Source organism: Cupriavidus sp. CP313 (assembly GCF_054072015.1).
Genome location: NZ_JBSVZB010000027.1, coordinates 24,457 through 37,077, shown reverse-complemented (window position 1 = coordinate 37,077; position 12,621 = coordinate 24,457). Strand labels below are relative to the sequence as shown.

At 69.1% G+C, this 12,621-nt stretch carries 12 protein-coding genes; 5 read left to right on the top strand and 7 right to left on the bottom strand.

What is annotated here, in order from left to right; all coding sequences use genetic code 11:
* Positions 1-6: 6 nt before the first annotated feature.
* Together aliB and aliA are read left to right on the top strand one after the other, a co-directional pair.
* Positions 7-1,158: a cyclohexanecarboxyl-CoA dehydrogenase gene (gene aliB, locus ACW4E8_RS29720; RefSeq protein ID WP_456807780.1), complete on the top strand. Its 1,152-nt coding sequence runs from the start codon at positions 7-9 to the stop codon at positions 1,156-1,158.
* Between the two features lie 42 nt (positions 1,159-1,200).
* Positions 1,201-2,844, top strand: coding sequence for a cyclohexanecarboxylate-CoA ligase (aliA, locus tag ACW4E8_RS29715; RefSeq protein WP_456807779.1), 1,644 nt, complete (start codon positions 1,201-1,203; stop codon positions 2,842-2,844).
* 135 nt (positions 2,845-2,979) lie between these two features.
* On the opposite strand, the gene ACW4E8_RS29710 is transcribed toward aliA, so the two are convergent.
* The 3 genes from ACW4E8_RS29710 to ACW4E8_RS29700 all read right to left on the bottom strand — a co-directional run bounded on the left by ACW4E8_RS29710 (position 2,980) and on the right by ACW4E8_RS29700 (position 5,129).
* The gene (locus ACW4E8_RS29710; RefSeq protein ID WP_456807778.1) at positions 2,980-3,312 is read right to left on the bottom strand and encodes a DUF2917 domain-containing protein; all 333 of its coding nucleotides are present in this window, start codon (positions 3,310-3,312) and stop codon (positions 2,980-2,982) included.
* 14 nt (positions 3,313-3,326) lie between these two features.
* On the bottom strand, positions 3,327-4,352 hold the full coding sequence (locus tag ACW4E8_RS29705; protein ID WP_456807777.1) for an alpha/beta fold hydrolase: 1,026 nt from the start codon (positions 4,350-4,352) through the stop codon (positions 3,327-3,329).
* 171 nt (positions 4,353-4,523) lie between these two features.
* Positions 4,524-5,129 carry a TetR/AcrR family transcriptional regulator gene (locus tag ACW4E8_RS29700; protein WP_456807776.1) on the bottom strand — a complete coding sequence of 202 codons (606 nt, stop codon included), beginning with the start codon at positions 5,127-5,129 and terminating at the stop codon, positions 4,524-4,526.
* A 338-nt stretch (positions 5,130-5,467) separates the two neighbouring features.
* On the opposite strand from ACW4E8_RS29700, the gene ACW4E8_RS29695 reads away from it, so the two are divergent.
* The 3 genes from ACW4E8_RS29695 to fahA all read left to right on the top strand — a co-directional run bounded on the left by ACW4E8_RS29695 (position 5,468) and on the right by fahA (position 9,096).
* Complete coding sequence (locus ACW4E8_RS29695; RefSeq protein ID WP_013953309.1) at positions 5,468-5,854, top strand: helix-turn-helix domain-containing protein; 387 nt, start codon at positions 5,468-5,470, stop codon at positions 5,852-5,854.
* Positions 5,855-6,367: 513 nt separating this feature from the next.
* Complete coding sequence (hmgA, locus tag ACW4E8_RS29690; protein ID WP_456807775.1) at positions 6,368-7,687, top strand: homogentisate 1,2-dioxygenase; 1,320 nt, start codon at positions 6,368-6,370, stop codon at positions 7,685-7,687.
* A gap of 146 nt (positions 7,688-7,833) precedes the next feature.
* Positions 7,834-9,096 (top strand): fumarylacetoacetase, encoded by a 1,263-nt coding sequence (gene fahA / locus ACW4E8_RS29685; RefSeq protein ID WP_456807774.1) that lies wholly within the window; start codon positions 7,834-7,836, stop codon positions 9,094-9,096.
* A gap of 6 nt (positions 9,097-9,102) precedes the next feature.
* Here the strand turns inward: fahA and ACW4E8_RS29680 are convergent, their stop codons facing one another.
* The 4 genes from ACW4E8_RS29680 to ACW4E8_RS29665 all read right to left on the bottom strand — a co-directional run bounded on the left by ACW4E8_RS29680 (position 9,103) and on the right by ACW4E8_RS29665 (position 12,522).
* A complete protein-coding gene (locus ACW4E8_RS29680; protein ID WP_456807773.1) occupies positions 9,103-9,591 on the bottom strand; it encodes a hydroxymyristoyl-ACP dehydratase in 489 nt (162 codons plus the stop codon).
* On the bottom strand, positions 9,584-10,396 hold the full coding sequence (locus ACW4E8_RS29675; protein WP_456807772.1) for a beta-ketoacyl synthase chain length factor: 813 nt from the start codon (positions 10,394-10,396) through the stop codon (positions 9,584-9,586). The genes ACW4E8_RS29680 and ACW4E8_RS29675 overlap by 8 nt, the downstream gene beginning before the upstream one ends.
* An 8-nt stretch (positions 10,397-10,404) precedes the next feature.
* Positions 10,405-11,607 carry a beta-ketoacyl-[acyl-carrier-protein] synthase family protein gene (locus tag ACW4E8_RS29670; protein WP_456807771.1) on the bottom strand — a complete coding sequence of 401 codons (1,203 nt, stop codon included), beginning with the start codon at positions 11,605-11,607 and terminating at the stop codon, positions 10,405-10,407.
* Positions 11,608-11,673: 66 nt separating this feature from the next.
* Positions 11,674-12,522, bottom strand: a complete 849-nt coding sequence (locus tag ACW4E8_RS29665) for a polysaccharide deacetylase family protein (RefSeq protein ID WP_456807770.1) — start codon at positions 12,520-12,522, stop codon at positions 11,674-11,676.
* Between the last annotated feature and the right edge of the window lie 99 nt (positions 12,523-12,621).

Here is a 12,621-nt window from a genome sequence, read left to right as displayed (position 1 = left end):
ACAACCATGAACCCCTACCTTGACGAAGACCTGATGGCGCTGGCGGAGCATGCGCGCCGATTTGCCGATGCGCGCGTGGCGCCCGGCTACCTGGAGCGGGACCAGACCCGCGTGCTGGACCGCGCGCTGATGCGCGAGATGGGCGAGATGGGCTTTATCGCGCCCGAACTGCCCGAGGCCTGCGGCGGGCAGGGCATGGGCTCGCTCGCGGCCGGCGTGATTCATGAAGCGGTGGCGCGCGCCGACCTGAGCCTGTCGTATATCAACCTGCTGGCTTCGCTCAACGGCCAGATCCTGGCACAGCACGCGCGCCCTGAAATCGGCGGGCCGTGGCTGCAGCGGCTCACGCGCGGCGAAGCGCTGCTGGCGATCGCGCTGACCGAGCCGCGCGGCGGCTCCGACGCGGCCAACCTGCGCCTGCGCATGGAGCGCGACGGCGACGCCTATGTGCTCAACGGCGAGAAGACCTCGATCTCCGCCGCGGACCAGGCCGATGCCGCGGTGGTCTTTGCCCGCACCGGCCCGGTCGATGCCGGCGCGCGCGGCGTCTCGGCCATGCTGGTGCCGATGGACCTGCCTGGCATCACCCGCAACCGCTTTGACTGCCACGGCCAGCGCGCCATCGGCCGCGGCTCGATCTTCTTCGAGAACGTGCGCGTGCCGGCCAGCCACCTGCTGGGCCAGGAAGGCCAGGGCTTCGTGCAGGTGATGCAGGGCTTCGACTTCTCACGCGCGCTGATCGGCCTGCAGGTGCTGGCGGTGGCGCAGGCCGCGCTGGACGAGACCTGGGCCTACGTGGCGGAACGGCAGGCCTTCGGCAAGCCGCTGTCGGCCTTCCAGGGGGTATCGCACCCGCTGGCCGATTTCCAGACCCAGGTGACCGCGGCCCGGCTGCTGTGCCTGCAGACGCTGTGGCTGAAGGATCATGGCCAGCCACACACCACCGAAGCCGCGATGTGCAAGTGGTGGGCGCCCAAGCTGGCCTACGACGTGGTGCACCAGTGCCTGCTGTCCTTCGGCCACGGCGGCTATGACCGCGGCGTGATGGAGCAGCGCCTGCGCGATGTGCTCGGCTTCCAGATCGGCGACGGCACCGCGCAGATCATGAAGACCATCATTGCCCGCGGGCGCGCCGGGCGCGAAGCCGTGCCGGCCTGAAGCAGCAGTCGCACGCGACATCGCATAACGAGGAGACAAGCCATGGATTTCGACGCCGTACTGATTGCGCCCCGCCGTGCCGCCAGCGTGGCGGCAGGCCACTGGCACGACCGCACCGTCAACGACTACTTTGCCGCCTGCGTGAGCGGCCGGCCCGACGCGCCGGCCCTGACTGCGGTAAGCCTCGACAGCGGCACCGTGGCCCGCTTTACCTGGTCCGAGCTGGACCGGATGGCCGACCGGGTGGCGGTGGGGCTGAGCCGCCTCGGCGTCGGCGCACAGGATGTCGTGTCCTGCCAGTTGCCCAACGGCTGGCACCTGACGGTGCTGTACCTGGCGTGCGCACGGCTGGGAGCGGCGCTCAACCCGCTGATGCCGATCTTCCGCGAGCGCGAGTTGTCGTTCATGCTGGCGCATGCACAAAGCAAGGTGATGGTGGTGCCGCAGGGTTTCCGGGGCTTCGGGCATGCGCAGATGGTGCAGGGCTTGCGCGACGTATTGCCGGCGCTGCGCCACGTCGTTGTCACGGGCGGCGTTGGAGCGGACAGCTTCGACGCATTGCTCAGCGGTCCGCGCTGGGAGGATGAGCCCGATGCGGAGAACATCCTGCTGCGCAGCCGCCCGGGCCCTGACGACGTCACGCAACTGATCTACACCTCCGGCACCACCGGCGAGCCCAAGGGCGTGATGCATAGCGCCAACACGCTGTTCTCCAATATCGTTGCCTATGCCGGGCGGCTGCGCCTGACGGTCGACGACGTGGTGCTGATGGCCTCGCCGATGGCGCACCAGACTGGCTTCATGTACGGACTGATGATGCCGGTGATGCTGGGCGCGCATGCAGTGCTGCAGGACATCTGGGACCCGGCGCGCGCGGCCGCGCTGATCCGCGAGGAGGGCGTGACCTTCACCATGGGATCGACACCGTTCCTGACGGATCTTGCCCGCGTGGTGTCGGAGTCCGGCACGCCCGTGCCAAGCCTGCGCACCTTCCTGTGCGCCGGCGCGCCGATCCCGGGCGCGCTGGTGGAGCGCGCGCGCCTGGCGCTGGGCGCCACGATCGTGTCGGCGTGGGGCATGTCGGAGAACGGCGCGGTCACCACCACGCTGCCGGACGATCCCGAAGCGCGCGCATCGACCACCGACGGTCGCCCGCTGCCGGGTGTGGAGGTGAGGGTGGTGGACGGCGCCGATGCCGACGTGCCCACCGGGGAGACCGGCCGCCTGCTGGTGCGGGCGTGTTCCAACTTCGGCGGTTACCTGAAGCGGCCGCATCTGAACAGCACCGATGCCGATGGCTGGTTCGACACCGGCGACCTGGCGCGGCTCGATGCGCACGGCTACCTGCGCATCGCCGGGCGCAGCAAGGACGTGATCATCCGCGGCGGCGAGAACATCCCCGTGCTCGAGGTCGAGACCCTGCTGTACCGCCATCCCGCGGTGTCGCAGGTGGCCATCGTCGCCTACCCGGATGAGCGCCTGGGTGAGCGCGCCTGCGCCTTTGTCGTGCCGCGTGCCGGCCAGGCGTTCGACCAGGCGGCGATGGTGGACTGGCTCAAGGCGCAGAAGATGGCGCTGCAGTACATCCCCGAGAAGCTCGTGGTGCGGGACGCCCTGCCGGTCACACCTGCCGGGAAAATCCAGAAATTCCGGCTGCGCGAGATGCTGCGCGGCGACCCGTCCTGAACCTGCCGCGGCGGTGGCTGGGGCGCCGGCCACCGCGCAATCCAAAAAGCGCAATTAACCGCCAGCCGTTGCACCCGACCACGTCCGCGCATCCGCGCCAGGGCTGGCAGGGCGAGGGGTGTCCAGCCCCACCTGTCACCGGCCTGCGCCGGTATAGCCCCGCCCATGCGGCGCCAGCATGCGCCGCAGCCATTGCCGCCAGGCGCCCGCTGCCGGCCCGGCGCCTTGCCGGCAGCGCGTCACGTGCAGCGATGCCGTGGTGACGGCATACAGCTCGATATGGCCGCTGTCAGTCAACGTAAAGCATTCGCTGGCCGTCAGCGCCGTGTCTTTCGGGTCGCCGTCGCGGATCAGCCAGAGTTGGCCTTCGGTGCAGCGCACGGCGACGTGTTCGCCGGGGCCCGCCACCAGGCGCAGCGAACTGCGTGCGGGCAGGGTGGCGGTCATGTCATTGCTCACCAGGAACATGATGGTCTCCAGGTTCAGTCGACGGCCAGGCCGTGCAATGCGGGCGGGATCACCGCGCGTGCGGGGGCTGTGCCGGGCCGGATGAAGTCGGCGATGCGCCGGATTACGGCGGGATCCTGCAGGATGCGGCGATGCCCCAAGCCGCTGGTCGTGGCCAGTTGCGCGCCGGGCCAGGCGCCGGCGATGGCGGCGCCGTCTTCCCAGCGCACTTCCTTGTCGTCGCGGTCATGGATCACCAGCGTTGGCGGGACCGGCCGGGTGCGGCCGACGTCGGGCACGTTGAAAGCCGACCATGGCAGTCCCAGCCAGCGCTCGCTCTGGCGCTGCATGCGCGCCAGCACGCCGGGGGTGAAGCCCATTTGCCAGGCCAGCGACGCGCACGCGGCGTGCATGTCGGCCGGCGATCCGACCAGCACGGCGGCGCGGGCGGGCAAGCCCTCGCGCAGCGCCAGCGCGGTGGCTGCGCCGCCGAGCGAGTGCGCCACCACGGCGTGTACCGGCCCCGCGTGCCAGGCCGCGGCGAGCAGCGAGCGCGACATTTCCAGCACCGAGGTCTGCGCCGCGCCGCGCGCGCCGGCATCGGAGGCGCCGTGCGAGAGCGCATCGAAGGCCACCACCCGTATGCCGGCGGCCAGCAGGCCTTCGACAACCGCATGCCACTGGCCGGCATGGCCGCCCCAGCCGTGCGCGAGCAGCACCACGGGACCGGACGTGCCCCAGCGATAGACGCGCACGCGCCGGCTCGGGCCCTGGCCCGTCACCAGCGCCCAGTCGGCGCGCGCACTGTCCAGCAAGTGCCGTGCTGCCGATGTGGCGGCGGCGCGCGGCGGGTTGAACCAGATGTGCTCCAGCGCGCGCGCTGTCGCGCCGGGCCTGACCATGCTGCCCGCCTGCCAGCGCAACCGCTGCCAGCCCTGCAAGGCCCGCTCCACCGCGCCGGACTTGCCGGTGCGCAGCGGCGCATTGCCAGCGCGCGCGGGCAAGGGCGCGGCGGCGGGAGATGAGGAAACCGGGGAAGGAGAAGAGACTGCTTGCGTCACGACCTGCACCTCCAATGGATTCTGGATTGCACGGCATCATCGGCACCGGCCCCGCCGGCGGCTTTCCGTGCTGTTGTTACGACCGACCAGTCGTGCTTTTTTTGATACAAAAAAAGCCCGCCGGAGCGGATGCTGCCTGCCGGCGGGGTAGCGCCGGCGCCAATGTGTGGCTCAGTGGCTGCGGGCGCCCTCGGCGGCACGGGCCACCAGTGCCGCAAATGCGCGCCGCGCCATGGCCTCGGCATCCTCGCGGCCAAGTAGCTTGAAGGATTGCTGGAAGGCCATGCCGATGCCCGAGAGTTCGAAAGCAAATTGCCGCGGATCGGTGTCAGGCCCGAAATGGCCCTCATCGATGGCGTCGCCCACCACGCGCGCAACCGTGCTGTGCCAGTCCTTCAGCGACTGCACCACCAGGTCGCGGATCGAGCCCGGCCGGTCGCGGTATTCCTGGCCCAGCGCCGTGAACAGGCAACGTCCCTGCGTCACCGTGCCGCCCAGCCATTCCAGGTAACCTTCGAACAGCCCCTGCAGCCGGGGCATCCCGCGCGGCTGGCGCATCGCCGGCCGGATCACGATCTCGCCGAAGCGCTCCACGGCCAGGTCTAGCACTGCCTGCTGCAACACCTCCTTGGATTTGAAGTGCGCATACAGGCCGCTCTTCGACATATTGGTGTCCGCGGCCAGCGTGGCCAGCGACAACTGTTCGAAGCCGACCTTGGCAGCGGTGTCCAGTGCCTGTTCGACGATGGCGTTGCGGGTGAGTTGTCCTTTCTGCATGGTGTGTAGAATAGCACGACCGGTCGGTTTGTCAACGAAACCAGATGCATGGTATTTGTCCCGACTTGCGCACTTGTGTCCGGGAGGCCATAACGTCATATGGATATGCATGTGACGTCAACGCAAACCGCCAAGGCCCGTTAGAGACTGGGCGGCTCAGCGATGTAGTGCACGATCCGGCTCTTTGACGCCTGCCAGCCGGCCGATGTCAGGGCGGGATTGCGGGCTTCTAAGAAATCTGCACAAAGTGTTTCGGCGGTTACATACGGAACGCTTTGCGTGCTCTATACTCGAATGCACGTCCGCGCACTTTTTTTCACTGGTGACTGGAGACCGACATGAACAGTACAGCCGTGCCAAGAGGCGCTAGCGAACCGTTCCGGCAACTGCGGGCGTTGCGTCGCGCGCGCAAGCTCAAGCAGGAGGACGTCGCCCGTAAAGCGGGGATTTCCCGGGAAGCCTACCTGCGGGCGGAGTCGGGTCAGGCCGATCCCCGCATGTCGACGTTCCTGGCCGCCTGCGAGGCGCTGGGCCTGGAAGTCGTGCTGGCCCCGCAGCATCTTGCTGCAGACGTCAACGCATTTATTGCCAGCCGCAATGGCGGCGTGACGGCAGCTTCCATGGCAGGCCAGCCGGCCGCCGGAAGCACGGCCGCGCCGGCTGCGGCGCCGGCTTCCGGAGGCGCTTTCGGCTCCGGGACCGGAGAGGGCCACAAGCCGGTCTGACCAGCCGCTGCCTGGTCGGCCGCGTTCGCAACGCGCCGGCACCGGCAGCTGGCCTCCAGGCCACCCCATGACAACCGGCGCGGGGCGTTCCGCACCGCGCCGGTTGCAATTGTCCTGAGCGCCGTTCGCGGCGCCTGGCGTGGATGACGCCGCAGGCCTGGCTGCCTGCTTCGGCGCTTTCCCGCCTTTCCTGGTTTTTCCCTTCCGCTGCGTGAGCGATTGCCTGCGCAGGCGTCATCGCGCGCGTCCCAGCGCCTGGCTGGTTTCTTCCCGCTTTTCCCGTTTCCCGCCTACAACTGCAGTGCAAGCGGCGTCCGGCGCATGCGCAAGCGATGCCGTTTGACACGTCCGGTGCTGGCCATTACGATATGGTAAATTCATTACGCATTACGTAATTCTTGCCCCGTGCACCACGCACAGGCTGACTACGGACCGGCAGGCACTCCCAGCAAGAGGCCGCCAGGCGCCAGCGCAGCGCCAGATGGACTGAGACCCAGGAACGCTGACGACACCATGACACTCACGCACACCCAGCTTGCCGAGCACGGCTATATGTCCGGCTTCGCCAATGAATTCGCCACCGAGGCACTGCCCGGTGCGCTGCCCGTGGGCCAGAACTCGCCCCAGCGCGCGCCCTACGGCCTGTATGCCGAGCAGCTGTCCGGCACGGCCTTTACCGCGCCGCGCGCGCACAACCGGCGCTCGTGGCTGTACCGCATCCGCCCGGCCGCGATGCATACGCCGTTCACGCAGATCGAGCAGTCGCGTTTCCTGAGCCGTTTCGACCAGGTGCCGCCGTCGCCTAACCAGATGCGCTGGAGCCCGCCGGCAATGCCGTTGGTGCCGACCGACTTTGTCGACGGCATCGTCACCATGGCCGGCAACGGCGGCCCCGAGGCGATGACCGGCTGCGGCCTCCACCTGTACCTGGCCAACCAGTCGATGCAGGACCGCTTCTTCTACAACGCCGATGGCGAGATGCTGATCTTGCCGCAGCAGGGCCGCCTGCTGATGGTGACCGAGCTGGGCCGGCTGGAAGTGGAGCCGCAGGAGATCGTGGTGATCCCGCGCGGCGTGCGCTTCCGCGTGGAGCTGCCCGACGGCGAGGCGCGTGGCTATATCTGCGAGAACTACGGCGCGTTGTTCCAGCTGCCCGACCTGGGCGTGATCGGCTCCAACGGCCTGGCCAACCCGCGCGACTTCCTGTCGCCGGTGGCCAGCTATGAAGACCGCGAGGGTGATTTCGAGCTGGTGGCCAAGTTCCAGGGCAACCTGTGGCGCGCCGGGATCGGCCACTCGCCGCTGGACGTGGTGGCCTGGCATGGCAACTACACCCCGTACAAGTACAACCTGCGCCGCTTCAATACCGTCGGCTCGATCAGCTTCGACCACCCGGATCCGTCGATCTTCCTGGTGCTGCAGTCGCCGTCGGCCACGCCGGGCGTGGACACCATCGACTTCGTCATCTTCGGGCCGCGCTGGCTGGCGATGCAGGACTCGTTCCGCCCGCCCTGGTTCCACCGCAATATCGCCAGCGAATTCATGGGCCTGATCACCGGCGTCTACGACGCCAAGGCCGAAGGCTTTGCCCCGGGCGGCGCCAGCCTGCACAACTGCATGAGCGGCCACGGCCCGGATGCGGAAACCTTCGAGAAGGCCAGCGCCGCCGATACCTCGAAGCCGCATCGCATCGAGGACACCATGGCCTTCATGTTCGAGACGCCGGGCGTGATCCGCCCGACGCCGTATGCCGCGCAGTCGGCCTCGCTGCAGCAGGACTACTACACCTGCTGGCAAGGCCTGAAGAAGCATTTCAACCCGGACGTTCGCTGAACCCCGGATGCCTGCCCCCCTCCCGGTTTGCTCCCCTCGCCCGCACACGCGGGAGAGGGGCCGGGGCAGAGGGCAGGCGCCACCAAGAACGACAAGTCACGGCACGCGCCACCCGCCGTGCCTCCCCAACTTCCCGGAGTATCCCAATGACCGCCCCCAAGACCAGCTGGATCGCTTCCGCCAACGACGGCCAGTCCCACTTCCCGCTGCAGAACCTGCCGTATGGCGTGTTTTCGACCACGGGCCAGGCCCCGCGCGTCGGCGTGGCCATCGGCGACCAGGTGCTGGACCTCGCCGCGCTGGATGAGGCCGGCCTGCTGCCGGCCGCTGCCAAAGGCACCTTTGGCGCAAGCAGCCTGAACCGCTTTATTGCGCTGGGCAAGCCGGTGTGGAGCGAAACCCGCAAGCGCCTGGGCGCGCTGCTGTCCGGTGATGACGCCGCGCTGCGCGACAACGCCGCCCTGCGCGACCAGGCACTGGTGCCGATGTCGGCCGCAACGCTGCACCTGCCGGTGGAGATCCCGGGCTACACGGACTTCTATTCGTCCAAGGAGCACGCCACCAACGTCGGCCGCATGTTCCGCGACCCGGACAATGCGCTGCTGCCGAACTGGCTGGAAATCCCCATCGGCTACAACGGCCGTGCCAGCTCGGTGGTGGTGAGCGGCACGCCGTTGCATCGCCCCAACGGCCAGATCAAGCTGCCGAACGAGGCGCGCCCGGTGTTCAGCGCCTGCCGCAAGCTGGATTTCGAACTGGAGATGGGCTTTATCGTCGGCAAGGAATCGGCGCTGGGCGAGCCCATCAGCACGGCCGATGCGCCGGCGCATATGTTCGGCATGGTGCTGCTCAACGACTGGAGCGCGCGCGATATCCAGCAGTGGGAATACGTGCCGCTGGGGCCGTTCAACAGCAAGGGCTTCGGCACCTCGATCTCGCCGTGGGTGGTGACGATGGAAGCGCTCGAGCCGTTCCGCCGCGACAACCCCGAGCAGTCGCCGGAGCCGCTGGAGTACCTGCAGCAGCAGGGCAAGAACTCCTATGACATCGCGCTCGAAGTCGCGCTGCAGCCGCAGGGCGCCGCGGCCCCCAGCACCATCTGCCGCACCAACTTCAAGGCGATGTACTGGACCATGGCCCAGCAGCTGGCCCACCACACGGTGTCGGGCTGCAATGTGCGCGTGGGCGACCTGATGGGCTCGGGCACGATCAGCGGCACCACGCCGGATTCCTACGGCAGCCTGCTGGAAATGACCCGCAACGGCGCCGAGCCGGTGACGCTGGCCGACGGCAGCCGCCGCGGCTTCCTGGAGGATGGCGACGACGTGACCATGACCGGCTACTGCCAGGGCGAAGGCTATCGCGTCGGCTTCGGGGCGGTCTCGGGCAAGATCCTGCCGGCGCGCTGAAGCGTTTCAGCCGGCGCTGCGGTCGGTGCTTTGGCCGACTGCGGCGGCATCCAGGATGACCGCCGCGCGGCCTGACAGCAGTGCCCGGCCCGCGGCGCTGACGGTGAAGGCGTACAGCACGCTGCTGCCTTCACCGCTGATGCGCTGCACCTCAACCTGCAGCGGCGCGTCGATATCGTCGAGCCGCTCCACATGCAGCACCAGCTTGCGCACGCTGGCCAGGTAGCCCGAGCGCGGGCGCTGCGCGTCCTTGCCCGGTTCCGCTTCCGCCAGCAATGCGCCGTGCACGGCCATTGCCTGTGCCGCATATTCAATCCCGCTGACCGCGGCCAGCCGGCCCTGCGCGCGCAGCGGGTTGTCCGTGCGCGTATGCGTGGCGGAAGTGCAGCGAACCGATGCCGCATCCCAGGCCAGCACGCCGTCGAGCAGGCACATCGTGCCCTGGTGCGGAATGCGTGCCGCGATCCAGTCGCGGTCTTTCAACAGCTCAGCCATCAGCCTGGCCGCCGAGGCTTTCCACCTTGGCTTCAAGCTGCAGCGTATCCAGATAGTCGAGCACCACGGTGGTGGTCTCGCCGCAGGCGATGGCCGCCAGCAGCGGCAGCATGCGTGCGGCCGGCGCCGACGTGCGCAGCGCTTCCAGCGCGGCGTCCGGCATCACCGTGGCCGGTGCCTGCTTCAAGTCCACGCCGATGCGCGCGAGCGAACGCGCCGTCTGCCGCGGCGTGACCAGCAGGGCCACGCCGAAGGGATCGGGGATCGGGCGGTGGCTGTGCAGCGGCTCGGGATAGCCGGTGTCATAGGCGATCAGCAGGCAGGGCTCGGCATCGGCGGCGGCCTGCAGCACGCATTCGAGCAAGCCCGCGCTGCCACTGCCATCCATGGCGCACAGCACATTGGAGGTGCGCATCGCGCCCGCGGCGATCGACCAGTAGCCGGCGGTTGCGTTATGCACGGAGTTGTGGAAGCGCGTGGGCGACATCAGCGGTTCGGGCTCGGCCAGCGCTTCGCAGATCGCATGGAAGTTGAAGCCGTCGCTGCTGGATGAGGCAAAGATCGTCGGCAGTTGCGCGGCTTCGCAGTCGCTGGCGGCGACGGCCTGCTGGCCGACACCGAGCGCCAGCCGTACGGTCGGGCCGGTGCGGCGGCGCTCGGCCGGCGGCAGGCCCGCGGGTGGCGGCAGTTCGGTGGGCGCGTGCGCGTACGGCACGCGGCCGGCAAGGACTTCGGTGGCCTGCTGCCAGCCGGTCAGGCCGGGGCCGAGCAGGCCGATGCTTTCGATATACACGTGCTGCGGCATGGCGATGCTCAATGGGAAGCTGCGTCCGCGCGGGCGAACAGCAGGCTGCAGTTGGATCCGCCGAAGCCGAAGGCATTGGTCATCGCATAGCGCAGCGGTGCCTCGCGGTTGGCGAGCTGGTAGTTCACGTCCAGCGCCGGATCCACCTGCGTGGTGTTGATGCCACCGGGCACCAGGCCGTGGCGCAGCGCCAGCGCGCAAATGACGGCTTCGAGCGCGCCGGCGGCACCCAGCGCATGCCCGGTGGCGCCCTTGGTGGAGCTGCACGGCGTGCCGGGCAGCACTGCGGCCATGGCCATTGCCTCGGCCGCGTCGTTGCTGCGCGTGGCGGTGCCATGCAGGTTGACGTAGCCGACCTGTGCCGGCGCGATGCCCGCGCTGGCGAGTGCCTGCTCCAGCGCCAGGCGCGCGCCCAGCCCGTCGGGGTGCGGGGTCGACATATGGTGCGCATCGCTCGATTCGCCGATGCCGGCCAGCAGGATGGCATCGCCTGGCGCGGTGCCGGCCACGCGCTCGAGCAGGCCGAATGCCGCCCCCTCGCCGATCGAGATGCCGTTGCGCGCCACGTCATAGGGCCGGCACGGCTGGTCGGACAACAGCTCCAGCGAATTGAAGCCGTACAGGGTGGTGTGGCACAGCGAATCGACACCGCCGACCACGGCCACATCGATCAGCCCTGCCTCCAGCATGCGCCGTGCCGAACTGAACACTTTGGCGCCGGACGAACAGGCCGAGGACACCGCAGCCGCCGGGCCGGCGAGCCCCAGGTATTGGCGCAGGAAGGCGGGCAGCGAGTAGGGGTTGTGGGTGGTGGCGTAGTGGAAGCCCGGCGGCAGCGCGCCGCTGGCAGGATCCCGCTGGCGATAGGCCAGTTCCGTCTGCAGCACGCCCGCGGTGCTGGTGCCCAGGAAGACGCCGACCCGGTGGGCGCCGTAGCGCGCCGCCGCTTCGCGCACGCGCACGGCAAAGCCGTCCTGCTCCAGCGCCAGTTGCGCCAGCCGGTTGTTGCGGCAGTCGAATTCGGCCAGCGCGGGCGGCAGTGCCACGGCGTCCAGGCCGGGTACCTCGCCGACGAAGGTATCGAGTTCGACGCCGCCGAAGCGGCAGGGCGCCAGGCCGCCGCGCTGCGCACGCAGTGCCGACAGGGTGGCGTCTACACCGGCGCCAAGGCAGCTGGTGGCCGTGAAATGCGAGAACAGGAGCGGGGACACGGCTTCGGGGGAACGAATGGAAGGAATCTCGGAAGGCTGTGCCAATTGTAACAAGCCGCCGCTCACTCAGGCTGGCGGCACGGCCGCGCGCAGCGTGACGCAGCGCAGGCCGGCTTGTTCGATGGCGGCGAGCAGGCCCGGCAGCACCGTGGTGCAGTGCGCATTGCCGGCGACATCGGTGCCGGGATTGCCGTCGTGCAGCAGCAGGATGTCGCGCCCGGCGAGCTTGCCGGTTAGGCGCTGCGCCACGCGCGCCGCGTGGTCGCCGCAACGGGTATCGAAGCCGCGCCGGGTCCAGGCGGCAAGCTGAAGCCCGAGCCGGCACAGCACCGGCTCAAGGAAGGGATTGCGCAGCCCCGCGGGCGCGCGGAAGAAGCGCGGCGCCTGGCCGGTGAGGTCGGTCAGCACCTGCTGCGCGGCACCGATGTCGCGCAGCATGCGCCCGGGACCGAACACCGAGAAGTGCAGCCGATGGTACATGCTGTGGTTTTCCACGGCGTGGCCGCGGCGGACGATCTCGCGCACCAGTTCCGGATGCGCCGCGGCGCGCGCGCCGACGCAGAAGAAGGTCGCGCGCGCGCCATGCTGATCCAGCATGTCGAGCACGCGCGGCGTCAACGCCGGGTTGGGGCCGTCGTCGAACGTCAGTGCCACGCAGTCACTGGCAGAGGGTGGCAGGCGCAGCAGGTTGGGGCCAAGCCAGTGGCTGCGCGGCCACAGGCCGGCGGCGCACATTGCCGCGTGGGTGGCGCCAACGCCGGCCAGCGCCATGCCCATGGCCTCAGGGTGCGCCAGGATCGCGCCGGCGGCACCCAGGTGCACGGCGGCGGTGCCGTAAAGCAGCGGGGTGGGGCGCCAGGGGCGGCTGTTGGAGGTGCCGCGCAAGGCAACGCGCGGTGCGGGATACGAATTCATCGGACTTGCTCCGCGAAACCCCGACCTTCAGGGCGGGGAGTGAAAGGAGTGCTGCCGGCAGCAAGCAGTCCCAAATTAGAATGACCGTCGTGCTTCTCG

Bases quoted from the DNA above. Each gene is read 5' to 3' on its own strand.
- aliB (WP_456807780.1), top strand. From the start codon at position 7: ATGAACCCCTACCTTGACGAAGACCTGATGGCGCTGGCGGAGCATGCG.
- aliA (WP_456807779.1), top strand. From the start codon at position 1,201: ATGGATTTCGACGCCGTACTGATTGCGCCCCGCCGTGCCGCCAGCGTG.
- ACW4E8_RS29710 (WP_456807778.1), bottom strand. From the start codon at position 3,312: ATGTTCCTGGTGAGCAATGACATGACCGCCACCCTGCCCGCACGCAGT.
- ACW4E8_RS29700 (WP_456807776.1), bottom strand. From the start codon at position 5,129: ATGCAGAAAGGACAACTCACCCGCAACGCCATCGTCGAACAGGCACTG.
- ACW4E8_RS29695 (WP_013953309.1), top strand. From the start codon at position 5,468: ATGAACAGTACAGCCGTGCCAAGAGGCGCTAGCGAACCGTTCCGGCAA.
- hmgA (WP_456807775.1), top strand. From the start codon at position 6,368: ATGACACTCACGCACACCCAGCTTGCCGAGCACGGCTATATGTCCGGC.
- fahA (WP_456807774.1), top strand. From the start codon at position 7,834: ATGACCGCCCCCAAGACCAGCTGGATCGCTTCCGCCAACGACGGCCAG.
- ACW4E8_RS29680 (WP_456807773.1), bottom strand. From the start codon at position 9,591: ATGGCTGAGCTGTTGAAAGACCGCGACTGGATCGCGGCACGCATTCCG.
- ACW4E8_RS29675 (WP_456807772.1), bottom strand. From the start codon at position 10,396: ATGCCGCAGCACGTGTATATCGAAAGCATCGGCCTGCTCGGCCCCGGC.
- ACW4E8_RS29665 (WP_456807770.1), bottom strand. From the start codon at position 12,522: ATGAATTCGTATCCCGCACCGCGCGTTGCCTTGCGCGGCACCTCCAAC.